Here is a 22,329-nt window from a genome sequence, read left to right on the forward strand (position 1 = left end):
GCGGTTATCTGGAAGAGATCCGCGTGATCTGCAGGTTCTGCTGACCCCCCAAGTGGTGCGTCATCGCCGCCTGGATGGCAGCGATGTGTTCGTCTTCCTCCGAGGCGGCCGCGGGAGCGCCGGCGGGTTTGGGTTTGGCCGGAGCCGGGGCGGGCGCCTGGTAGGGGATGAGCGAGGTCATCACCTTGATGGCGGCGATCAGAATCCCCAGTACCAGAAAGATGACGCCCAGCGCCAGAAACGAAACCTTGATGGAAGTAAGAATGATCGGGCTCATGTCAGTTTCCCGCTCCCGTGTTGGCGGCGAACAGCTCGATGGTCTGCACCGCCGCGTGGGACGCGCCTTCGGTGGCGGGTCCGATGTCGCCGAACAACGATAGAAACACACCCGCCGCCACGGCACTGCCGATGACCCCGGCAACGTTGGGTCCCATCGCATGCATGAGCAGGAAGTTGGATTTGTCCGCTTCCTGGCCCACCTTTTGCGAAACGCGTGCCGCCATGGGCACGGCGGACACGCCTGCCGAGCCGATCAGCGGATTCACCCGCCCTCCGGACAGGATGTACATGAGTTTCCCGAACAGCACCCCGCCGGCCGTGGCGAACGCGAACGCCAGAAGGCCCAGCACGATGATCTTGATGGTGTCCAGCGTGAGGAACGATTCCGCCGTCATGGACGACCCCACCGCCAGCGCCAGCAGGATGGTGACGATGTTGATCAGATGGGTCTGCGCCGTTTCATGCAGGCGCGCGGTGACGCCGGACTCGCGGAACAGGTTGCCCAGCATGAACATGCCCAGAAGCGGCGCGACGCCGGGAAGCAGCAGGATGCAGACGATGGTGGATATGATGGGAAACAGAATCTTCACCGTGGGCGAAATCGGTTTCAACTGTTCCATCTTCACCTTGCGCTCTTTTTCCGTGGTCAGCGCGCGCATGATGGGCGGCTGAATGAGTGGCACGAGCGACATATAGGAATACGCGGCCACCGCAATGGGCCCCAATAAGTGCGGGGCCAGTTTGGCCGCAAGGAAGATGGACGTGGGGCCGTCCGCGCCGCCGATGATGCCGATGGCGCTGGCTTCCTGCAGGTTGAATCCGAGAGCGACCGCACCGATCAGCGTGGTGTACACGCCCACCTGCGCCGCCGCGCCCAGGAGCAGGGTCGCCGGGTACGCCAGCAGGGGACCGAAGTCCGTCAGCGCGCCGACGCCGAGAAAGATCAGCGGCGGCAGGACCTCGTGCTTGACCCCGAAGTAAAAAATGTTGAGCAAACCGCCTTCATTGGTGTTGGCCATGTTGCTGAGCGGCAGGTTGGCCAGCAGGCAACCGAAGCCGATGGGCAACAGCAGGAGCGGTTCAAATTTTTTCCAGATCGCCAGGTACAGCAGGACCAGAGAGATCAGAATCATAATGATCTGGCCTCCTTCGATCACCGCGAACCCGGTGGAATGGAGAATCCGATTTATAGCGTCTTGAAATGTGAAGTCCATTTAAGATATCAGAATGAGTTCGTCGCCGGTTTGTACGTTAGCCCCTTCCTGAACTAGGATGCTGTTGATGGTTCCGGAATACGGAGAGTGGACCTCGGTTTCCATTTTCATGGATTCGAGGACCATCACCGTGTCGCCTTCACTGACCTGGTCGCCCACCTTGCATTTCATGGCGAACACCGATCCGGGAAGCGGGGACGTGATGGCCTTGGTTCCGTTGGAGGATGCCGCCGGAGCCGGAGCGGGCGCCGGAGCCGCCGCCGGGGCGGGAGCGGGCGCCGCGGACTGGGGTGCCGGGGCACCGCCGGCCTGGGCCGGTCCAACTTCCACCGTGTACGGCTTGCCGTTGACCTTCACTTCGTACACCGCCGGTCCGGCAGGGACCGCAGAAGCGGCGGGCGCCGGTGCGGAAGCCGCAGAGGGTGCGGCCGCAGGCGCGCCTTTCTTGCCGTTGGCGGAGGCGGCGGGCGCCGCTTCGGGAAGCGGTTTGCCACGCGTCTCAAAGAACTTCAATGCCACCTTCGGAAACATCGCGTAGGTCAGCCGGTCTTCGTCCGATTTCGCCTTGTCGCCGACCTCTGCCGAGATTTTCTCCCATTCCGGGTCCAGCAGGTCCGCCGGCCGACAGTCGATGAGCTTTTCTTCCTGTGCGACTTTCTGGATGAGTTCGGTGGCCAGCTCGCCCGGCAGTTTGCCGTACTTGCCGAGCACGCATTCGCGCGTTTCCTTGGTGATGATTTTGTAGCGTTCGCCGGTCAGCACGTTCAACGTGGCCTGCGAGCCGACGATCTGGCTGGTCGGCGTGACCAGCGGGGGGTAACCCAGATCCTTGCGCACACGCGGCACTTCTTTCAACACTTCGTCCAGCTTGTCGAGCGCGTTCTGCTCGCGGAGCTGGTTTTCCATGTTGGAGATCATGCCGCCGGGGATCTGGCTTTGCAGGATCTTGATGTCCACGCCGACGAAATTGCTTTCGAACTGGGTGTAGTGTTTGCGTACTTCCTTGAAGTAGTCGGAGATTTCTTCGAGCACCTCCAGGTCCAGCCCGCTGTCGCGCGGCGTGCCCTGGGTGGCGGCGACGATGCACTCCGTCGCGTAGTGCGAGGTGCCCATGGACAGGCTGGAGATGGCCGTGTCCACCATGTCCACGCCGGCATTGATGGCGGCCTGCATGTTCATGCCGGCCAGGCCCGTGGTGGCGTGGGTGTGCAGGTGGATGGGAAGCGGGATTTCCCTTTTCAGCTCGGAGATGAGCGGGCCCATCACCTGCGGCGTCAGCAGACCCGCCATGTCCTTGATGCACAGGATGTCGCACCCCATGTCCACAATCCGCTTGGCCATGTCTTTGTAAAGAGGAATGTTGTGGACCGGGCTCACCGTATAACTGATGCAGCCTTCGACCGTGCCACCGGCCTTTTTCGCAGTCTTGACGGCCACCTCGATATTCCTGAGGTCGTTCAGGGCGTCAAAAATCCGAAAAATGTCGATGCCAACGTCTGCCGATTTCTGCACGAACCGCTCGACGATGTCGTCGGCGTAATGCCGGTAACCGACACAGTTCTGGCCCCGCAGTAGCATCTGGAACGGGGTCTTCGGCATTTTTTTCTTGAGCGCGCGGACGCGTTCCCACGGGTCTTCATTGAGGAACCGGATACAACTGTCGAACGTGGCTCCGCCCCACATCTCCAGTGAGAAAAAGCCCACTGAATCAAGCTTTTCCGCGATGGGGAGCATGTCCGCGGTTTTCATGCGGGTGGCGAGCAGAGACTGATGCGCATCCCGCAGGACGACCTCGGTGATTTTAAGAGGATTGGTGTTGGTATTCATCCCACAGAAATCCTTCGAAAGGTTGTGTTGGGTAATGGGTCCGGGGCGGCACGCCCCGGTTCTCCGGTTGGGGGCACAGATCGACCTCGCCTCATAAACTCTTATGGAATCAAGGAATGAAAGAGGATGCCCCCAGGATTTGGACAGGAGAATACTAAGGGATTAACCTGCCAAAATCAATTCAATTTTATGCCTATTTACGCCATGTCATAGGCAGGAACAGCAGTATAACCGAAAACATTTCAAGGCGTCCCAACAGCATATTGGCAATGAGCACCCATTTGCCCGCCAGCGGAATGTGGGCGTAATTGCCGCTGGGCCCCACTTCCGCCAGGCCCGGACCGGAGACCGAAAGTGTGGCGAAGGTGGCGGAACCGGCGGTCTCCGGCTCGACGCCCAGGAACATCATGAGGAGGAAGCTGAGGGAAGCGAACGTTGCGAACAGCGTGGTCAAGGCCACCGCATTCAGCAGGTGGTCGGCGCCAACGGGCTTGCCGCCGACGTGCACGTGGATCACGGCCCTGGGGTGGATCAGACGCGCCAGTTCCCTATGTATGATTTTGAACAGGATGATGAGGCGGATGGATTTGATGCCGCCGCTGGTCGATCCCGAGCAACCGCCCACCATCATCAGCACCACCAGCAGAAACTTCAGGGGCACCGGCCACAGATTGTAATCCACGGTGGTGAACCCGGTGGTGGTGTTGATGGAGAGCACGGTGAACAGGGACTGCTCCAGCAGGACCAGCAGAGGCACGCCGGTGGTGTGGTCCCACAACCACAGGGTGGACAGCCCGACACAGAACGCCAGGGTGGAAGTGTAAACGCGCAGTTCGGGGTTTTTCAGCACGCTTCGGACTTCGCCGTGGAACAGGTGGTAATGCAGGGTGAAGTTCATTCCCGACAGGAACATGAACAGAACGACAACGCCGTGCAGGTACCAGCTTTCAAAATGTGCCAGGTTTTCGTTGTAGGGTGAAAATCCACCGGTGGAGACGGTGGAAAAACTGTGGCACACCGCGTCGAACAGGCTCATGCCGCCCATATAAAGGAAAAGGGTCTCGGCCACGGTGAGGATGACGTAGGTTTTCCACAAAATCTTGGCCGTCTCCGCCAGCCGGGGCTGGATGCGCTCGACGGTGGTGCCGCCGGGCACCTCGGCTTTGAACAGGTGAAAGCTGCCGATGCCCAACTCTGGAAACACGGCCAGGATCAACATGATGATGCCCATGCCGCCCAGCCACTGCGTCAGGTTGCGCCAGAACAACAGAGAGTGGGACAGGTTCGACAGGTCGGAGAAAATGGTGGCGCCGGTGGTGGTGAAGCCGCTCATGCTTTCAAAAAAAGCGTCGGTGAAGCTGTCGCACACGCCGGTGAGATAAAACGGGAGCGCCCCGAACAGCGGGATCAGGATCCAGGACAGGGCGACGATGACGAATCCCTCCCGTCCCCGGAACGATTCGAAGCCGATCGGCAGGTATTTTTTGAGAAGGTACCCGCCGGCTCCCGAAAGCATGGCGGTGATAAGGAAGCCCGCTGTGGACGACAGGTCTCCGGCAAGGGGGCTCTCCTGGTAATACAAGGCAAGTCCTGCGGGGAAAACCAAAACAACAGCCAGCATCAACAACAGGTGGCCCTGAACGTTGAGGATGGCTTTGAGGTTCATCGCGGTGCCTTTCTCGAAATCATTTTTTCCAGGTCATGGGCATGAAAAGAAGCAGGATGCCATAAATTTCCAGGCGGCCCATGAGCATCATCAGGCTCAAAATCCACTTTCCGGCGTCGGGAATGGAGGCATAATCGCCCGCCGGGCCGACGGTGCCCAGTCCGGGGCCGATATTGAACAGGCAGGCAATGGTGCCGGTCAGGCCGGAGGCGGTGTCCACCCCCATGATCGACAGTAGAAGATAGCTCAGCCCGGACAATCCGAAAAACAGCCCCCCCAGGGACAGCACGTTGGTGACCTGGTCGCTGTCCAGCGCCCTCTGCCCGACCTTGATGCTGATGACGGCGCGCGGATGCACGAGTTTTTGCAGTTCCCGGTAAATCACTTTGAGAATAATGAGGACGCGTATGGCCTTGAACGAGCCGCTGGTGGACCCGGAGCAGGCGCCCATCATCATGAGTCCCACCAACAGCACCTGCAAATAATCCGGCCACTGGGTGAAGTCGTCGGTGGCGTAGCCGGTGGTGGTGTTGATGGAGACTACGTTGAAGGCGGCGCGGCGCAGGGCATGGCCCACCCCGTTTTCGGGCGTCTGCGCCCACAGCCCTACGGTGGCCGCGGCCACGCTCAATAGAACGACGGTGGTGTAGAAGCGGAGTTCCGGGTTGGTGGCCACCACGTCCCAGTTGCGGTGCACCATGTGGTAGTGCAGGGCGAAGTTGACGCCTCCCAGAAACATGAAGGTGACGATGACGGTTTCAAAATACAGGTTGTCAAAATGGCCGACACTGGCCTGGTGCGGCGAGAACCCCCCGGTCGCCACGGTCGAAAACGTGTGGCACACGGCATCGAACCAGCCCATGCCGCCGCCGACCAGAAGCGCGATTTCCACAACCGTCAGCACGAGGTAGGTGGTCCACAGCAGTTTCGCGGTTTCGGCCAGGCGCGGTTGCATGCGTTCCACCGTGGCGCCGCCTGGAATTTCCGCCTTGAACAGTTGGAAACTGCCGATGCCAAGGGCCGGGAAGATGGCGAGCGACAGCATGATGATACCCATGCCGCCCATCCACTGCATCAGGTTTCGCCAGAACAGGATGCCGTGTGGCAGGGCGTCGATGTTGGTCAGTATCGACGCTCCAGTGGTGGTGAAGCCGCTCATGGTCTCGAAAAACGCATCCACGAACCGCGGGCACACGCCCGTCAGGTAAAAGGGCAGGCACGACACGAGAGTGAGCGACACCCACGAGACGCCGACAATGGCGAAGCCCTCGCGCTCGCGCAGTTTTTCGATGCCGGAAGGCAAGTGCCTCCACAATATGTAGCCGCCGACGAAGGACAGGACCGAGGCGATCAGAAACGCGGTATGTGGCGGCATGCCGCCGCCCATTCCCGGCTCCATATAATAGAGAGAAACCAGCAGGGGAACGATCAGGATGGCGCCCAGCAGGATGAGGAGGACACCGACGACATTGAAGATGGCCTGAAGATTCATCAGGAAAACAAACCTGTTTTCTGACTGAAGATTTTTCCCACCTTTTCCAGACAGTGCGGCAGGGTGGTGAGGATCACTGTATCTTCCGCTTCGAGCTCCGTCGCACCCGCAGGGACGATCATTTCTCCCTTGCGGACGATGGCGCCGATGATGGCCTCCGTCGGCATGCGGAGCTGGTTGATGCGTTTGCCGACGGCGCTGGATTTGGGATGCACCACGATCTCCAGCACTTCCGCTTCACCTTCCGCCAGCTTGTGCACGTTCAGCACCTCGCCCTTGCGCAGGTGCTTGAGAATGGCGGAGACGGTGATGAGGCGCGGGTTGATGCTGATGTCCATGCCGATGGAATCGAGAATCGGCAGATAATCGGGGTCGCTGGTGAGGACGGCGGCACGCTTCGCTCCGTGCTTTTTTGCCAGGAGGGCGGAAAGGATGTTCATCTCGTCGTTGTCCGACAGCGCCAGGAACAGGTCCGCGTCTTTCATGTTGATGTCGTTGAACAGGTCCGGGTCGGTGCCGTTGCCGTGCAGGATGACGGTGTTTTCCAGTGACTCGGCGGCGGTGGTGGCCTGGTCGTGGTTGGGTTCGATGATCGACACGTCCTGAATGAACTTGTGCAGCTCCTGTGCCAGATTGATGGAGATGGGGTTGGCGCCGAACATGATGACCTTGTGGATTTCATCCACCTTCTTGTTGAACATGGGGAGCGCCAGCGGCAGGAACTCGTTGTCGATCACGATGTACGCCTTGTCTTTCGGCTGGATGGTGTCTTCGAACTTGGGCACGCGCAGGTGGCCGTCGCGCACCAGCGCCACGACCATGAACGAGTTCATCTCCGACACACTGCGGATTTCCTTGATGGTTTTGCCGACGAGGGGCGCTTCTTCCGACACTTCGAATCCGCGGAGCAGAATGTGGCCGCCGGCGAATTCGGCGACGTTGATGGAGCTCGGCGTTTTGATGATCTTGAGCAGGGAATCGACCACGATCTCGCCGGGGTTGATGGCGTAATCGACGAACAGCTCCTGCGGGCTGAATACCTTGCTCGCGCCGGTGAGCTCCACGTTGCGCAGGCGGGCGAAGCGTTTGGGGATGCCAAACTTCTGCCCGAGGAAGCACACCATGAGGTTGATCTCATCCTTGTCGGTGACGGAGATCACCATGTCCGCGCCGCGGATCTGCGCTTTCAACAGGGTGCTGGGGATACAGCCGTTGCCGTGGACGGCGAGGACGTCGAGCTTCTCGGAGATGGTTTTGATGCGCTCGGCGTTTTCGTCGATGATGGAGATGTCGTGTCCCTCGTGGGACAACTCCTGGGCGAGGTTGAAACCAACGATGCCGGCGCCAACGATCAGAATTTTCATGGACGGTGGTCGTTCAAGCGGGCCGGGCCAAAATACCGCCCGTCCGACTAACGGATCTTGTTGAGGTATTCCAGAAAATCGGACTTCTCGTCCATCAATACCGTGGTGTCCGTTTTCAGGGAATTTTTGTAAGCTTCCATGGAGCGCATGAACGCGTAAAAATCCGGGTCCTTGCTGTACGCCTCGGCGTAAATGCGGATCGATTCCTTTTCGCCTTCACCCCGGATTTTCTGTTCCTTCTCATAAGCTTCCGCCATCAGGATGGTTTTTTCCTTGTCGGTTTCGGCGCGGATCTTGGTGGCTTCCTCCTTGCCTTCCGACCGGTATTCCTTGGCGATGCGCTCGCGCTCGGTGCGCATGCGGTTGAAGATGGAGTTGGCGATTTCCGGCGGCAGGTCGGCGCGTTTGATGCGCACGTCGGTCACCTGGATGCCGTAGTCCGCGGCTTTCTTGTCCACTTCATGCGTGACCTTCTTCATGATCTGCTCGCGGGTGTTGACGATGGCGTCCACCAGATCGTGCGTACCCAGTTCGACCCGCAGTTCGGACTTGATGAGGTCGTCCAGCCGCGAAGCGCCGCCCTGTTCCGTGCGCACCGATTGCAGGAACTTCAGCGGATCAATGATGCGCCACATGGAATAGTTGTCGATCAACAGGGTTTTCTTGTCCTTGGTGATGACTTCGTAGGCTTCATCGTCGTTGACCAGCAGTTGCTTGGAAAAATACTTCACTGACTGGATGACGGGAATTTTGAAATACAGCCCGGGCTCGGTGATGGTCTTTTTGTATTCCTGGAGCTGAAGCACCACGGCGTTCTCCGTCATCTTGACGGTGAACATGGAGTTGTAGAGCACGATGAGCAGGACAACGAGCCCAATGACACTGACCTGTTTCATAATCGATCGATTCCGGTTTCGGTGAACGGCTCGGGAATCATTTCCGGCCGTTCATGTTCATGGTTTCCTGAAAGTTTTTGCCGAGCGGAAGGATCGGCAGAACACTGCCGGGTTTCCCACCAATGACGAACTTGTTCATGTTGGGGAAGATTTCTTCCATGGTTTCCAGGTAAATGCGCCGCCGGGTGATTTCCGGCGCTTTTTTGTATTCTTCAAACTGGGACAGGAACCGGGAGGCGTCACCGCGGGATTTCTTGACGACCTGTTCGCGGTAGGCCTCGGCGTTGCGGACGATCTGCGCCGCCTGGCCGCGCGCTTCCGGGATGACCGCGTTGCGGTATCCCTGCGCTTCGTTGATCATGCGTTCCTTGTCCTCACGGGCGCTGACGACGTCCTTGAATGCGCTTTCCACCTGCTTCGGCGGACTGACGTCCTGCAACTGCACGTTGATGATGTGGATGCCCGCTTGATATCCATCGAGCAAGGCCTGCATCTGCTCCTTGACCAGAATCTGGATCTCCGCCTTGCCGACGGTCAGCGCCTCGTCGATCATCTTGTTGCCGATGATGCCGCGGATGACGGTCTCCGCCGCGTCGCGCACCACCTGCCCCTGATCGCGCACCACGAACAGGAAGTTCTTGGAGTCCGAAATGTTGTATTGAACGACCAGGTCGATGTCGATGATGTTCTGGTCGCCGGTCACCATCAGCGATTCAGGCGGAAAGTCGCGCACCTGCCCCGCATTATTGAGGCGGAAACCGATCTCGGTGCGGCGCACCTGCCGTACTTTCGGGGTGTATACGTGCTCAATGGGCGACGGAAATTTGAAGTGCGGGCCGGGCAGGGTGGTGCGGTCGTACCGGCCGAAGCGGGTGACCACGCCTTCCTCATCCTGTTCCACGAAATAGAAAACGCTGGGCAGAATCCACAAAGCCAGCAAAACGAGAATGGCCGCCAGCACGGTGCCGGGCTTGAACGGCGGCATTTTGAACTGGGGCATCTGCATTTGCGGTCCCGGACCGCCGGGACCACCCTCGCCGCCGCCCGAGGAGCGTTGCCGCTGGCGTTCCTGCGGCGGGCCCTGGTCGTGAAGGTCATCCCATGACATGTTGTGATTCGACATAATTCACTTGGGTAACGGGCGCCGCGCACGACCCCGGTATTGAACGATTACCGAACTGGCTTCAGTGTAGCCCAGCGATCAGTGTTTTGAAAGTTTTTCAATGTCTTCGAGAACTTTTTCCGCCTCGGACTCACTCAAACCCATGAGCTGGTGCCCGAGGAAATAGGAATAGTCGATGAGGGTTTCCCCGTCCATGAACCCTTCTTCCGCATTGGGATCGTAGAGGTATTCGTAAATGGGGTTTTCAGCGGAGGTATAAAACAACTCCAGGTCCTGATGATTGATCTCGTAACCGAGAAGAATGCGGATCGAGGCTTCGTCCATGTTGAACTCGTCGCCGGCTTCTTTGGCCGCGTCCAGTCTGGTCTTTCCGGAGGCCACCTGTTTTTCGATGAAGGCTTCAATCGCCCGGTTGCGGCGGCGGTTGGCGAAGTGGACGTAATTCATCTTCTGCCCGATCATGAAGTCGAGATCGAGAAAATACAGGCGGACCCAGTCGTCGAAATCGACTTTCCGGCCGCCTTCGGCGATGCCGTACTGTTCCGCCTTTTCCGGTTCTTCCACGGCCAACCGGTTGTACTTCACGAGGAAACGTTCCAGCGCGTCATACACCACCCCGCAATAAAACGGGTTCATCTGGTACCAGTTGTTGGTGCTGTTGTGCGCGTTCACCAGTTTGCGCAGCATGATCATGAGCGTTTCCTGGTCGGCATAACGGTGAGAGACGGGAAAGTTTTTCTTAAGATATTCTTCGGATTTGGAGGTCTCTCCCCATCCTTCCTGAATGATCTGTTGCAGGCCGGATTTGGCCTGGTCCAGAGCGTGGAAAATCAGCCGCTCGTGATTGAGCGAGCGCTGGTAGTCCATGTACTCCTTCAACTTGGAGTTGTTGGCTTCTTCCGGGTGACCCGGGTCCGTTTTGGTGATGTCTTTCGCGAACGCTAACATGGCATCTCACTCATTTTTGATGGCCCCATTGTGACCAAAAAGGATTTTGATTTCAAGATTTATCGGGTTGCCGCCGGAGCCCCCCGATGCCGGATGGTAAAAATGTGTGATTTTACTTCTACAATGAAATGAATTGCGTTTACAATTAAAGAGAGTGTTGCATAACAAGGGTTTTACCTGTTTTTGGGAGGGGGGGACGTGGCATTCTTGAAAACCTGGTTCAAAACATTGACGGTGGCCGCTCTGGTGGCGGCCTTCCTGCACAGCGGTCCCGCATTTGCCGAGAGTGCGTCCAGCGGCAAGGTCACCGAGCCGGAAGTGCAGTCTGGTGAAACGGAGAAAACCCCTGCCAACACCAACGTCCTGAAAGAAGCGTTCAAAAAACTGGTGGGTACGGACGAGCACAAGGAAGACGGGGAAGAAAACGCGCCGGGAAAAACGCCTCATCACAACAAAAAAGCGGAAACCAAAACCGAGCCGGAGACGGGTGAACCCGAGAAAAAAGAATCCACCAACATCCTGAAGGAAACCTTCAAGAAGCTTGTCGGCAAGGAGGATGCCTCCAAGGAAACGGACAAGGCGGAAACCGATAAAACTCCGGAGACCAAGCAGGCGGAAACCAAACCGGAAGGCGAACCCGCGGATGCGGATGAGGAAAAACCCAAGGAAGGCATCATCAAAAAGGCTCTCAAAACGCTGATCGAGGACAAGGAGAAAACCGACGCGGCCAAGGAAGAAACCGCCACGTTGAAAGAGGCCGCCGAACAAAAGAAAGCCGAGGCGGAAGCCAAGGTGGAATCCTCCGAAGACAAGACCAAGGCCAGCGCTCAGAAATTCATTTCCAACACCATCGATAAAATTGTCGAGACGGTGAAGGGCGACGATCAAAAGAAAGAAGAGGAAGACCAGCCGCAGCAGGCCAAGGTGGAAACGAAACCCAAAACCGGTGACGCTCCCAAGGATGAAACCACCGCCGAAGTGAAAGAAGAAGAAAAGGCAGAAGGCCACAAGTCCAACAATCCGCTGAAAGAAGCATTCAAAAAACTGGTCGGCACAGACGACGAGAAAAAGGTGGAAGGCAAAGCGGCTCCTGAATAACCGCAACGGGCGCGTCGTCCCGTCTGCCTGTTTCCCCATCCCGGCCCATCACCCGGTTCCCTCCCATGACACGCGTTCATATGAAATTCATTCTGGTGTTTGTGGCCCTGTTTTGGGTTGCGGCCCCGCTCCACGCCGGTGGCGGTGAAGACAAAAAGGAAGAGCCGGGCAAGCTGGAGCAGGCGAAGGAAAAGGTGCTCGATTCGCTCAACTGGGAGGAGAACGTCGAGCGCGCTAAAAAGCAGTTTCACAAAACCAAAGACAACCTGATCGAAAAGAACAAGGAAAACGGGCTGAAGAAATCGATCAAGAACATCGAAAAGAGCATTGAGGAATCCTCCAAGAACGCGCAGAAGGTGTTCAAGAAAAACGCCGAGCGGCTGGAGGAAACGTTCGACAATCTGACCGACGGCGAATCTTCCGGCAAGAAATGAGGGGCCACACCCCTTTCCGGAATGGTTTTATGGAATGAGACGGGAGTCCAGGCGGGCTCCCGTTTTTATAATTGGGGTGACATCAGGTAGCCCGCCACGCCCTCCGTGACATCGCGCAGAAAAGCGAGATCGAGCGTCGCCAGCGTGTCCGTCGGCAGGTGGTAATGCGGGTTGCGGAAGAACGCGGTGTCGGTCACCATCACCGCCTTGTAACCGCCCTGCCAGAAGGGGGAATGATCGCTCAACTGCACTTCGGGGAAGGCCGCGCCGTTTCCCGGCACCACGAGGAATTCCACCCCCAGCCCCGGCACCGCCTGCTTCATCGATCCCGCCAGCGACACGGTCATCGCCTGCGACACCTCGTTGCCGACGACGGCGATGAAGTCGCCCCGGTCCGGGTACTTCGCCGGATCCACGTAATGCGGATAGTTCTGCGAATGCGGAGTGCGATTCACGAACCCCAGCATTTCGAGCGAGACCATCCCGGCCACCGGCACATCCTCATGCATGAGCCGTTTGCACAGGCACTCGCTACCGACGAAGGCATACTCCTCCAGCGTGAATCCCGCGAACAGGATGGACAGGGGCGGCGTGGCGTCTTTCAGGCAGGAGACGATTTCCAACAGCGCCGCCACGGCGCTGGCGTTGTCGTCCGCGCCCGGCGTGCCTTCCACCGTGTCGAAATGCGCGCCGACGATCAGCAGGCCCTTTTCCGGGTGCGCGCCCTGCAGGCGGCCGAAGACGTTGAAGTAGTCCCTGCCCTCGAAGGGCACCGGGTCGCGCCACACCTCCAGCCCGCAGGCGGAAAAATGCGATTCCACATACGCCCCCGCCGCCTCCAGAGCCTCCGGTGAGGAATAGGGGTTTCGTTCGCCCACAAGGGCTTTCAGGTGCTTTTCAAGCGAGCCGGTTTCGGCCGGGGGCATGGTCCGTTTCTCCCGTTAATATGCGGTTTTTAGAGGGTTTGAGGGCCAAAAAAGTGGTTTACATTTGACAGTGCAAGTCATACCATAATCGGCATGATCAAGGTAGAATGCTACTCCGGCTATAAGGTCAACGAACGTCCTGTGGCGTTCACCCTCGCCGACCGCGATTACCGGCGATCGTTCCAGGTGCGCGAAGTCATCGACGCCTGGCTGGGGGACGACTGCGACTATTTTAAAGTGAAAGCCGACGACGACAACATCTACCTTTTAAAATACGACCGGTACCAGGACCAGTGGGACCTGATTTTTTACCAGGATCCCCGCAGGATGGACACCATACAGTCTCCCGCACCCGGGGTCAAACCCCCGTTTCAGCTTGCGTTCGAGCGGTTCGGGAGGGACCGGTCCATTCCCATTCATTGATCGCGCAGGCCACCCGTTCACGGCGTTTTGCGTGCTGACTTTTTGCCGAGCCCGGCACCGTATCATCCTTATGCTCAGGGCACATCCCCTGCGCGCAACTTCCAATTGAATGAACCTGACCACCCCATCGTCCCACGAGTATTCCGGCCAGCGCCAGAAAATGGTCGAAGAACAGTTGATCGACCGCGGCATCCGCGATCTTGCGGTGCTGGAAGCGATGAGCCGCCTGCCTCGCCACCTGTTTGTCGAACCTTCGTTCCAGCACAAGGCCTACGGCGATCATCCGCTTCCCATCGGCGACAACCAGACCATCTCGCAACCGTACATCGTCGCCGCCATGACCGAAGCCCTGGCGCTCAAGGGCGAGGAGCGCGTGCTGGAAATCGGCACCGGCTCCGGTTACCAGACGGCCCTGCTGGCGGAACTGGCGGCGCAGGTGTTCACCGTCGAGCGCATCAAGTCGCTCGGCCGCCGCGCCAAGGAATTGCTGGACCGTTTGGGCTATACTAATATCAACTACAAGATCTTCGACGGCACGTATGGATGGCGTGATCAGGGTCCGTATGATGCTATTCTGGTAACAGCGGCGGCGCCGGACGTGCCCAAAACGCTGGTCGAACAATTGAAAGACGGCGGCCGCATGGTGCTGCCCATCGGCGACTCGGAACGGCAGGAGTTGGTCCGCGTGACCGTGAAAAACGGCGCGGTGCAGAAGACCGTACTCAGCCACTGTCTGTTCGTGCCGCTGGTCGGCAAGTACGGCTGGCCCGAAGAGGAGTGACCCCGCCGCCGGGTCTGTCCGCCGTCACGATCCACTAACCGGATGAAATTTAGCTCGAGGTGATGACCGTGTTCTCGCGAATCAAGAAGGAGGGCCAATTCGAGTTCGGCCCCGGTATCAAATCCCATTACAACTACGACTACGCCTCCCTCTCCGACACCATGAACGAAGCCTACTGCGCCATGCTCGCCCGCAAGCTGGAAGCGTGGCAGAAGGAGCACGGCAAGTTCGAAGTGGTGGTGGGCATCGAGACCGAGGGCATCCGCATCGGTTACACCCTGGCGAAGATGATGAACCTCAGGTTCTACATCATGCCGCACCGGAGGATCGAGCTGGAGCAGTTGGGCGTGCCCAAGTACCCCGCCGACACGCACTGGCTGATCGTGGACGACGTCGTGACCACCGGCAGTCAGTTCATGCGCACCGTGGATTACCTGGACATCGAGGAGACGCCGGAGACCATCACTTATGCGTGCATGATCAAGCGCAACCCGGCGAACCTGGACTTCTCCGCCGTCAGCGGCAGTCCCGACAAGGAACAGAAATGGGTCCGCACCGAACGCTTCGACTTCGTCGACAAGCGCCTCGTCGCGCTGTACAGCGAGGATTGAGGGCGGGGAAATCTGGAAGTTTGGGTTGGATTAAGGAAGATCGTAGTGGGAATTTTCACTCTCTTCGTTTTCTAAAGTTGTGAGAGAGTTTTTTTAAGTTTCCTCGTCCCGGGCCGTGGCCCGGCGCAATCGTTCAATCGCTCAAGGCATCCCTGCCTTCCAACCGTTCCAAACCGTTTTTGGCGAGGGTGGCGTAGGGTTCTTCCGTGCTGGTGGCGGCTTTACGATACCAGTACAGCGCGCGTACGGGATCGCGCTTTATCCCGATGCCGGTCTCGCGCATCAGGCCCAGCTGAGCCTGCGCCTTGGGGTCGCCCTGCTCGGCGCCCCTCGTCAACCACTTCACCGACTCCTCAAAATCCCGCGGGATGCCGAAGCCCGTCATGTACAGGATGCCGAGATTGGTCTGCGCGCGGACGTGTCCCTGCTCGGCGGCCTTCCGCGTCCATTGCAACGCCGCATTGTAGTCCTGCCGCACACCCTGCCCGGCGGCGTACATGACGCCCAACTGCGTCTGCGCCTCGATATGACCCGCCTCCGCCGCCTTGCGGTACCACTCGAACGCTTCCTTGAAATTGGATTTTTGATACGCCGCCTCGCCTTTGTGGTGCCAGCCGGATTGCACCCGCTGGCTGGTGCAGGCGGAAAAGGCACCGAAGGCAATGAAGGCCGTCAGCATGAGGGTGGTGAAAGTCGTTGCAGTGTCGCGGTGAGGCATGAGGCTTCTTCCTGTTAGAAAAGTACGTGGAGATTTGAGAACGCTTTTTTGAGGACAACGCCGGGCGGGCATCGCCTGCCCGCAGACGCGTTGCATCGTCCACCATTTTAGCGGCTTTTGGGATTGGAAGTTTCCTGTAATTTCCCGTGTGGAAGGTCCCGGTAAAGAACGAAAAGGCGTGCCGGCGGAGCCATTGGACTTCGTTGACAAACGCCTTGTTGTGTTGCGTTGCGGCGATTGAGCCCACACCGCGCTAGACAAATATTGCATCACTCCTTACATTGGAGGTATGGATCTCCGATACACATTGCGCCTTGGGTTCGTGCTTTCCGCCACGCTTTTGTTGAGCGCCTGCGGCGGCAAGCTGTTTCAGATTCCTTATAACACCGAGCCGGAAGAGCCGGAACCGACGGCCATCAAGGTCGGGCTGGAGCTGGGCGGCGCCAACAAGTTTTTCAAGAAGTGGCTGGATGTTGAGCAGATCGACATCTCCGGCATGGCGCGGCTGGAGAACGGTGACTTCTTCCTCATTCACGATTCCAAGGACACCAACGAAGAACATTTCCGCCCGCGCCTCGGGGTGCTGTCCATCGATCCCATCCTGCGCGTCTCCACGTACCGGGAACTCCGCCTGCGTGATCGGGACTGGGAGAAACTCGGCGGCCTGTCGAACGATCTGGAAGCGGTGTGCCGGCTGCCGCTGGTCCGGAACGAGTTTCTTTTGCTGGAGAGTTCCTATTACCAGGGCCGATACGGGCGTATTTTTCACATCCGCCTGAAACAGCACGGCAAGACGTGGAAAGCGAAACTGCTGGGTTCCGTGGCCCTGCCGAAGCCGAGGCACGACGAGTCGCCTTACAATTTCGAGGGCATGGCCTGCATTCAGGGGGCGCGCAACAATGTCGAGGTGGTGCTGGGCGACCGGGGTGAGGGCAAGCTCCGGAGCCGCCTGTTCTGGAACACGCTCGATCTGAAAAAGCACCGCTTCCTGCGCGGCGACCGCTTCAAGGTGCTGGAGTACGGCATCCGCGCTCCGGTGTGGGAGACGCTGGGCGAAAAAAACGTGCGTCACATCTCCGACCTGTACATCGACAAACTGGGCCGCATGTGGATCGCCTCTTCGTATGAGGGAGGGGACGGCGATTTCGGTCCGTTCGCCTCGGTGGTGTACATGGCGGGGTATGCGTCGCCGGGCCACATCCTGCCCGTGGACTGGAATCCCGATCCCGTCTTTCAGGTGAAGATCGGCGGCATCAAGATCGAGGCGCTGGGCGATCCCATTTCCCCCGATTGTCTGCTGAGCGTCGGCACCGACGATGAAGGCTTCGGCGGCCAGTTCGGTGAGGTGTTTTGCAAGGACCCCGACGTGAAGGTGTACAACGAGACCCTGCCCACCAACTGACGGCGTTTCGCCGCAGAATCCGTTTTTATTTCCCGATTATTTTTTGCGAAGCAGGTACACGATTTTGCCGTGCTGGTTGTAGTGTCCGGCGGCCACGCCTGCGGCCTCTCCCACACCGAAGTACAGGTCGGCGCGGCCGGGCCCTTTGATGGCGCTTCCCGTATCCTGATCCAGCACGAAGCGGGAGAACGCCTGCCAGCCGACGATGCGGTGGTTTTCATCGAGCACCGGTTTGGTGGCGGAGATGAATGCCAGCCCGCCGCCGGGATACAGGCTCTTGTCCGTGGCCAGCGCGCGCCCCGGCACCAGCTCGACCCCCGCCGATCCCGTCGGGCCCTGGTCCGCCAGTTCAAAGAAAATGTAACGGCTGTTCTGGAACAGGTAGCGCGGAATGTGGTGCGGGTTGCGCCGGAAGTAAGCCTTGATGCCCTGCATGCTTCCTTCGCCTTCGGTGATGACGCCGTCCCGGATCATCTGCCGGCCGACGCTCTTGTATGGAAGCTCGTTGGAGCCGTTGAAGCGCACCGCCTGCACCGAGCCATCGGTGAACCGGAGGTAACCCGATCCCTGGATGTGCAGGAAGTAGCGGTCGAGTTCGTCCTTCAACCACGCGACCTCCAGGTTGCGGTCCTGCAGGACGAAGTTGCCGTCGATTTCCTTGCGCGTGAGCAGAAGGTTGCGGGTGAGACTGCTCAGATGGTAGCCGTAGTCGCGGTTGTTTTCCGGTTCGCTCCAGGTGACGCGCCGGGTGGGCACGTGTGTGGGTTTGCGGTAAAGCGGGTAGGAGTATCCGTGCGCCGGGTGGCGGCTGGCGTCGAGGATCGGCGTGTAGTACCCGGTGAACTGCATGCGCTTCTGGCCGCGATTTCCCTTGCCCGCTTCGATGATCTCGAATTGTTCTTCCACCGCGCGGCTGAACTCTTCCGGCGACAGCCCGCTGACCAGCAGGCGGCGGAACGCGGTGAGCGTTTCTTTGAGGTCGCGTTTCGTCACCGTGCGCGATCCCAGCCGCAGGCGTTCATCGAGGTTGGCGTGGCGGAAGGCGTTCAACTGCCGGTCGATGGCCTGCAGTAACGTGCCGCGGCTCATGTCGTCGTGAAAGCGCGGTGCGTCCGCCGTGTCGTTCTCATCCCATTGGTCGGAATCTGAGGTCTTCACGTTCGGCGGCGGCGCGAAGGTTTTGTCGGTGAACACGCGGATTTTTTCCGGGCCGGGCGCGCTGTCCACCAGCGGCTCGGTGTTCACCAGCGGTTCCGCTTCATCCAGCGTGTCCGCTTCGTAGTGAACTGCATAGGGCAGGGCATCCACGGATTGTTTCTGCGACTCCTCGATTTGGTGGAGCGAGTACGTTGTCTGATCCGGTTTGGTGGGCGGCAGAACGGAAGAAGACACCGGCGGCTGGGAGTGGGGCGAAGTCTGGTAGCCCAGCGACGCGGAATCGCTTTCCATATAAGGAGAGGGTGTGGCGCACGAACTGAAAAACAAAAAGAAGAACATCGCAAACGCGCCCGGCGGCACCGGCAGTCCGCGGCTGGTATTCTCCCGTTCTGGAATCGCCCCTCTTTGCATCCACCCTCCTCAAAGCAGATGTTTGAAAACGGTCATCTTCGCGCCATCTCGGCGATGGCTTCATTGGCCAACTGATCGGCACGTTCGTTTTCCGGATGGCCCGCGTGGCCGCGCACCCATTTCCAGGTGATCTTGTGGGTGGCGTCGAGACGCCGCAACTCCTGCCACAGTTCCTTGTTTTTCACCGGCTTTTTGGTGCTGGTGGTCCAGTTGCGCCGCACCCAGTTGGACATCCATTCCGTCATGCCCTTGACCAGGTATTCCGAGTCCGTATAGAGCTCGACCTCGCTCGGTTCCTTGAGTTTTTTGAGGGCCTCGATGGCGGCGGTCATTTCCATGATGTTGTTAGTGGTGCTGGGATTGGCACCTTTGAATTCCTGCTTTTTCCCATTATGGAAGATGAGCCCGCCGAAGCCGCCGGGACCGGGATTGCCCTTGCAGGCGCCGTCTGTATAAATCAAAAATTTCTGCATATCTGCCCTTACCGTCGCCTGTCTATAATGTATTGATTTTAAAAACAAAAACGGGAGAATGATAGCATATTTTGATGAGCGCGGAAAATAATTGAAAACTTTTTGCCCGGCAAGGGCTCTCAAAAGGTAGGGTGTTTTGATGACATGGGGAGAGCGTCATGACGACCGACCTGGGAGATGACCTGAAAACCACGCTTCAGTGTTCCGACGCCGTGCAGATCTGCCTGGCCATGGAACGCGAAGGCATCACTTATTATGAACGGACGGCGCGGCAGGCGACCGACCCGAGGGTGCGCCAGGTGCTGGAACATCTGGCCGGTCAGGAGAAGGATCACGCCCGTGTCCTGCAGGAGAAATCGCGCTTCCTGCAACCTGCCGTATCCCGCCGTTCACCGGAAAAGCCCGAAGTCCAGCAATTCATTCGCGAGCAGATACTGGGCAAGGTGTTTCCCGAAAGCAGTAGAGAACAGGCGCCTGCGTGGACCGATGCCCAGGCGCTGGAGGTCGGCATCCAGTCCGAGAAGAACTCGATCGAGATTCTAGAACGGTTGATCCGGCAGGTAACCAAAATCGACGTGCGCACGGTGTTCCTGCATCTGGTAGTGGAAGAGAAGAGGCACCTGGAGCAGTTGCAGGCGCTGAAAGCGGAACTCCCGTGAATCCAACCCTTCTTGGGGAAAAGGCAAAAAATAGATCCATGCCTTCCCGCTGATCCACCATAATGATGCAGGGTGGGATGCAGGAATGATGTTTGTAGTGGGTTTGTAAAGAAATATCCTTGCAGATGGATCGCACTCCAGCCCTCCAGATACCCCGCTCCTTATGCTATAAAACTCTGATTTTGCACTTATTTTCCGCTTTTCGGGTGTTGGGCCGCTGGCAGAACCGGAAAAGTACGCCATTTGGCTCTGTTGGGAGGTGGAAAATTGCTGTTTGCGGGCCAGTTTTTTTCCAGATTTTTATTGGCAGAAGGCGGATTCGGGATACAATCAACCCGAAGTATTTAAAAGGGAAAAGGTTTGACAACCTCTTTCGATGTAGTTTATAGTTGAAACTCCTGAAAGAATAGAGTTTATATAACCCTTTAAAATAAAAGGATTACACGGATGGAACAGTATCAGGTGTTGCCTGGTCCTGAGGCGTTTTTGCCTCCCGCCGCGGCAAGCAGAGGCATTGTTTTGCCGGACCCGGGGCAGGCGCACATTGAGGGCCGAATTGTTGATGAAGACGAAGCCGTCGAGTACGCGGCTCGAAAAATATTGGGTGCTAAAGTGCCGACGATTTTTCCTGGCCCCCTGGTGTTGTGGAAATGGAATGAGAAGGCCGCGAAAAAAGCCAAGGCGCTTCGCAGGCTGGCTGATGCGGCTCCGATGCGATTGATCCCGATGGCGGACTACCGCCCCAAGTATCCCAAGATTGACCCGGAGATCGAGATCAATCCGAACCATCCGAACCTGACGATCTGGCACAACCGGATCGATGTCTGCATTTTCGTTGGCGTGCATTGCCATCAGGCGAATCTGGCTCTCAAGATCATTCGCGGGGGTACGGATTGTTACACCATCGCTTACTGCGCCCAGGCGGGTCACGAAGATGCGTGTCTGTCGTTGCGGGATATCGGCGTGGACACGATTAACAACCTCACGGATACCATTGAGAGGTTGAAGAAAGAAGGCGTGAAAAGTCAGGCCGAGCCCTTCACGCAGTTTAGGACGAGTATTAAGGGCCGCATCGAAAACGGCTCCTTATAAATATATTATTTTGCAAATCCGCTTTAAAAAAAAGCGCTCTTTTTCAAAAAATGAGGGAGTGATTTTATGAATAAAAAGGTTGAAAGCCAAGGCAAAAGAATTCTTTTGTCGGAAACAGTAGAGCTTGGTCATAAGAATAAGAAGGGCCAGGTTCTCACCGATCCCAACGAAATGTTCTTTACGGCGGAGCGCACCCCGTCTTTTCTGACCGGTTCTGAGGTTATCCGTGAAGCCATCAAACGGTCCAGTCTGGATATTTCCGTGGCTTACCCGATCACCCCTCAGAGTGAGGCGGCCGCGCTGATCGGCGAATTGTACGCCGAGGGCTATCTCGGAGATTATTTCCGCGGGGAGAGTGAGTTCGCGGTTATGGGCCAATGCGCCGGCGCCGCCTTTGGCGGGGCGCGGGTATTCACCACCACCGCCGGTCCGGGCACCATGCGGGCGATGGAGAACTTCCCCATGTGGGCGGGTTCGCGTCTGCCCATCCAGGTCTGCGTGACCTGCCGCGGCATCAACTCGCCGCTCAGCATTCAGCCCGACACGCTGGAAATCTATTACCTGCTGGAAACCGGCATGCTGGTCTGGCACGCCGAGACGGCGCAGGACCTGTATGACTGGATTCTGGGCGGCTTCCTGGTCGCCGAACAGCCGGACGTGCATGTGCCTCTGGCGCTGTGCTGTGACGGCTTCTTCGTCACCCACACCAAAGACACCGTCATGTTGCAGTCCGAAGACATGTGTCTGCCGAAATACGATCCGTACCGCTCCCCGGTCACCTGCATGGACATGGAAGTGCCGCCGGTGCGCATGATGCGCGATCCGTTTGTTATGAAATCGAATTACATCAGTTACATGACCCACGCTTCCTGGCAGTTGGAAATCCACGCCGCCGTGGAACGGTCCCGCAAGCACACCAAGGCGCTGATGGGCGGTTCGCTGATCGAAACCGAAAACCTCGATCGCGAAATCCTGATCGTCTCCTCCGGCACGGCGGTTTCGCAGGGCCGCGAGGCCATCCGCCTGCTCGAAGAAGAGCACGGCATCAAGGTGGGCCTGGTCAAGATCAAAACCCTGCGGCCGTTCCCGCACGAAGAGATCCGCGAAGCCACGGCGAATGCCAAGCACATCATCGTGCCGGAATTCAACGTGGTCGGTTGGCTGGCGCGTGAGATCAAAGCCACGGTCCCGAACAACGAACGGGTTTATGCCGGTCCGCACGTTGCAGGCGGCATGACGATGCCTTCCGAGGTCATCGTTGAAGAGATCATGAAGCATCTCGGTCTCAAAACCAATTCCTTGTCCTCCCGGGGTAGCTAGCCGGTAGCGTGTTC

The 22,329-nt window shown here is 58.2% G+C and carries 22 protein-coding genes; 9 read left to right on the forward strand and 13 right to left on the reverse strand.

The features are described from left to right. Window positions 1-4: 4 nt before the first annotated feature. The 9 genes from J2S31_RS02805 to J2S31_RS02845 form a co-directional block, all read right to left on the reverse strand. On the reverse strand, window positions 5-277 hold the full coding sequence (locus J2S31_RS02805) for an OadG family transporter subunit (RefSeq protein WP_237097534.1): 273 nt from the start codon (window positions 275-277) through the stop codon (window positions 5-7). A 1-nt stretch (window position 278) separates the two neighbouring features. Further along, on the reverse strand, window positions 279-1,493 hold the full coding sequence (locus J2S31_RS02810) for a sodium ion-translocating decarboxylase subunit beta (RefSeq protein ID WP_371831625.1): 1,215 nt from the start codon (window positions 1,491-1,493) through the stop codon (window positions 279-281). Further along, window positions 1,494-3,320, reverse strand: a complete 1,827-nt coding sequence (gene oadA, locus J2S31_RS02815; RefSeq protein WP_237097536.1) for a sodium-extruding oxaloacetate decarboxylase subunit alpha — start codon at window positions 3,318-3,320, stop codon at window positions 1,494-1,496. It lies immediately after the preceding gene. A gap of 193 nt (window positions 3,321-3,513) precedes the next feature. Further along, the gene (locus J2S31_RS02820) at window positions 3,514-4,986 is read right to left on the reverse strand and encodes a TrkH family potassium uptake protein (protein WP_237097537.1); all 1,473 of its coding nucleotides are present in this window, start codon (window positions 4,984-4,986) and stop codon (window positions 3,514-3,516) included. Between the two features lie 19 nt (window positions 4,987-5,005). Continuing rightward, window positions 5,006-6,478 (reverse strand): TrkH family potassium uptake protein, encoded by a 1,473-nt coding sequence (locus J2S31_RS02825; protein ID WP_237097538.1) that lies wholly within the window; start codon window positions 6,476-6,478, stop codon window positions 5,006-5,008. Beyond that, window positions 6,478-7,842: a Trk system potassium transporter TrkA gene (gene trkA / locus J2S31_RS02830; protein ID WP_237097539.1), complete on the reverse strand. Its 1,365-nt coding sequence runs from the start codon at window positions 7,840-7,842 to the stop codon at window positions 6,478-6,480. Before trkA ends, J2S31_RS02825 begins: the two co-directional genes overlap by 1 nt. A 47-nt stretch (window positions 7,843-7,889) precedes the next feature. Beyond that, window positions 7,890-8,738, reverse strand: a complete 849-nt coding sequence (gene hflC / locus J2S31_RS02835) for a protease modulator HflC (RefSeq protein ID WP_237097540.1) — start codon at window positions 8,736-8,738, stop codon at window positions 7,890-7,892. A gap of 37 nt (window positions 8,739-8,775) precedes the next feature. Then, entirely contained in the window at window positions 8,776-9,846 is a 1,071-nt protein-coding gene (gene hflK, locus J2S31_RS02840; protein ID WP_237097541.1) for an FtsH protease activity modulator HflK, read from the reverse strand. 93 nt (window positions 9,847-9,939) lie between these two features. After that, a complete protein-coding gene (locus J2S31_RS02845; RefSeq protein ID WP_237097542.1) occupies window positions 9,940-10,809 on the reverse strand; it encodes a hypothetical protein in 870 nt (289 codons plus the stop codon). Between the two features lie 198 nt (window positions 10,810-11,007). On the opposite strand from J2S31_RS02845, the gene J2S31_RS02850 reads away from it, so the two are divergent. Next, window positions 11,008-11,907, forward strand: coding sequence for a hypothetical protein (locus J2S31_RS02850; RefSeq protein WP_237097543.1), 900 nt, complete (start codon window positions 11,008-11,010; stop codon window positions 11,905-11,907). Window positions 11,908-11,987: 80 nt separating this feature from the next. After that, window positions 11,988-12,341: a hypothetical protein gene (locus J2S31_RS02855; RefSeq protein ID WP_237097544.1), complete on the forward strand. Its 354-nt coding sequence runs from the start codon at window positions 11,988-11,990 to the stop codon at window positions 12,339-12,341. A gap of 65 nt (window positions 12,342-12,406) precedes the next feature. On the opposite strand, the gene J2S31_RS02860 is transcribed toward J2S31_RS02855, so the two are convergent. Then, entirely contained in the window at window positions 12,407-13,267 is an 861-nt protein-coding gene (locus J2S31_RS02860; protein WP_237097545.1) for a M28 family peptidase, read from the reverse strand. Between the two features lie 93 nt (window positions 13,268-13,360). On the opposite strand from J2S31_RS02860, the gene J2S31_RS02865 reads away from it, so the two are divergent. The 3 genes from J2S31_RS02865 (at window position 13,361) to J2S31_RS02875 (ending at window position 15,082) form a co-directional block, all read left to right on the forward strand. After that, window positions 13,361-13,690 carry a hypothetical protein gene (locus J2S31_RS02865; protein WP_237097546.1) on the forward strand — a complete coding sequence of 110 codons (330 nt, stop codon included), beginning with the start codon at window positions 13,361-13,363 and terminating at the stop codon, window positions 13,688-13,690. A 109-nt stretch (window positions 13,691-13,799) separates the two neighbouring features. Further along, complete coding sequence (locus tag J2S31_RS02870; protein ID WP_237097547.1) at window positions 13,800-14,471, forward strand: protein-L-isoaspartate(D-aspartate) O-methyltransferase; 672 nt, start codon at window positions 13,800-13,802, stop codon at window positions 14,469-14,471. A 62-nt stretch (window positions 14,472-14,533) separates the two neighbouring features. Continuing rightward, complete coding sequence (locus tag J2S31_RS02875; RefSeq protein WP_237097548.1) at window positions 14,534-15,082, forward strand: phosphoribosyltransferase; 549 nt, start codon at window positions 14,534-14,536, stop codon at window positions 15,080-15,082. A 133-nt stretch (window positions 15,083-15,215) separates the two neighbouring features. Here the strand turns inward: J2S31_RS02875 and J2S31_RS02880 are convergent, their stop codons facing one another. After that, entirely contained in the window at window positions 15,216-15,800 is a 585-nt protein-coding gene (locus J2S31_RS02880) for a tetratricopeptide repeat protein (protein WP_237097549.1), read from the reverse strand. Between the two features lie 289 nt (window positions 15,801-16,089). Here J2S31_RS02880 and J2S31_RS02885 point away from each other — a divergent pair, with 289 nt between their 5' ends. Further along, the gene (locus J2S31_RS02885; protein ID WP_237097550.1) at window positions 16,090-17,202 is read left to right on the forward strand and encodes a hypothetical protein; all 1,113 of its coding nucleotides are present in this window, start codon (window positions 16,090-16,092) and stop codon (window positions 17,200-17,202) included. 36 nt (window positions 17,203-17,238) lie between these two features. On the opposite strand, the gene mltA is transcribed toward J2S31_RS02885, so the two are convergent. Further along, window positions 17,239-18,771 (reverse strand): murein transglycosylase A, encoded by a 1,533-nt coding sequence (mltA, locus tag J2S31_RS02890; RefSeq protein WP_237097552.1) that lies wholly within the window; start codon window positions 18,769-18,771, stop codon window positions 17,239-17,241. A gap of 32 nt (window positions 18,772-18,803) precedes the next feature. Further along, entirely contained in the window at window positions 18,804-19,244 is a 441-nt protein-coding gene (gene rnhA / locus J2S31_RS02895; protein WP_237097553.1) for a ribonuclease HI, read from the reverse strand. A 158-nt stretch (window positions 19,245-19,402) separates the two neighbouring features. On the opposite strand from rnhA, the gene J2S31_RS02900 reads away from it, so the two are divergent. The 3 genes from J2S31_RS02900 (at window position 19,403) to J2S31_RS02910 (ending at window position 22,315) form a co-directional block, all read left to right on the forward strand. After that, on the forward strand, window positions 19,403-19,903 hold the full coding sequence (locus tag J2S31_RS02900; protein ID WP_237097555.1) for a ferritin family protein: 501 nt from the start codon (window positions 19,403-19,405) through the stop codon (window positions 19,901-19,903). Window positions 19,904-20,350: 447 nt separating this feature from the next. Further along, entirely contained in the window at window positions 20,351-20,995 is a 645-nt protein-coding gene (locus J2S31_RS02905) for a carbon monoxide dehydrogenase beta subunit family protein (protein WP_237097557.1), read from the forward strand. 66 nt (window positions 20,996-21,061) lie between these two features. Continuing rightward, on the forward strand, window positions 21,062-22,315 hold the full coding sequence (locus J2S31_RS02910) for a transketolase C-terminal domain-containing protein (protein ID WP_237097558.1): 1,254 nt from the start codon (window positions 21,062-21,064) through the stop codon (window positions 22,313-22,315). Window positions 22,316-22,329: the final 14 nt, after the last annotated feature.

This window comes from Nitrospina gracilis Nb-211 (assembly GCF_021845525.1).
Classification (GTDB): domain Bacteria; phylum Nitrospinota; class Nitrospinia; order Nitrospinales; family Nitrospinaceae; genus Nitrospina; species Nitrospina gracilis_A.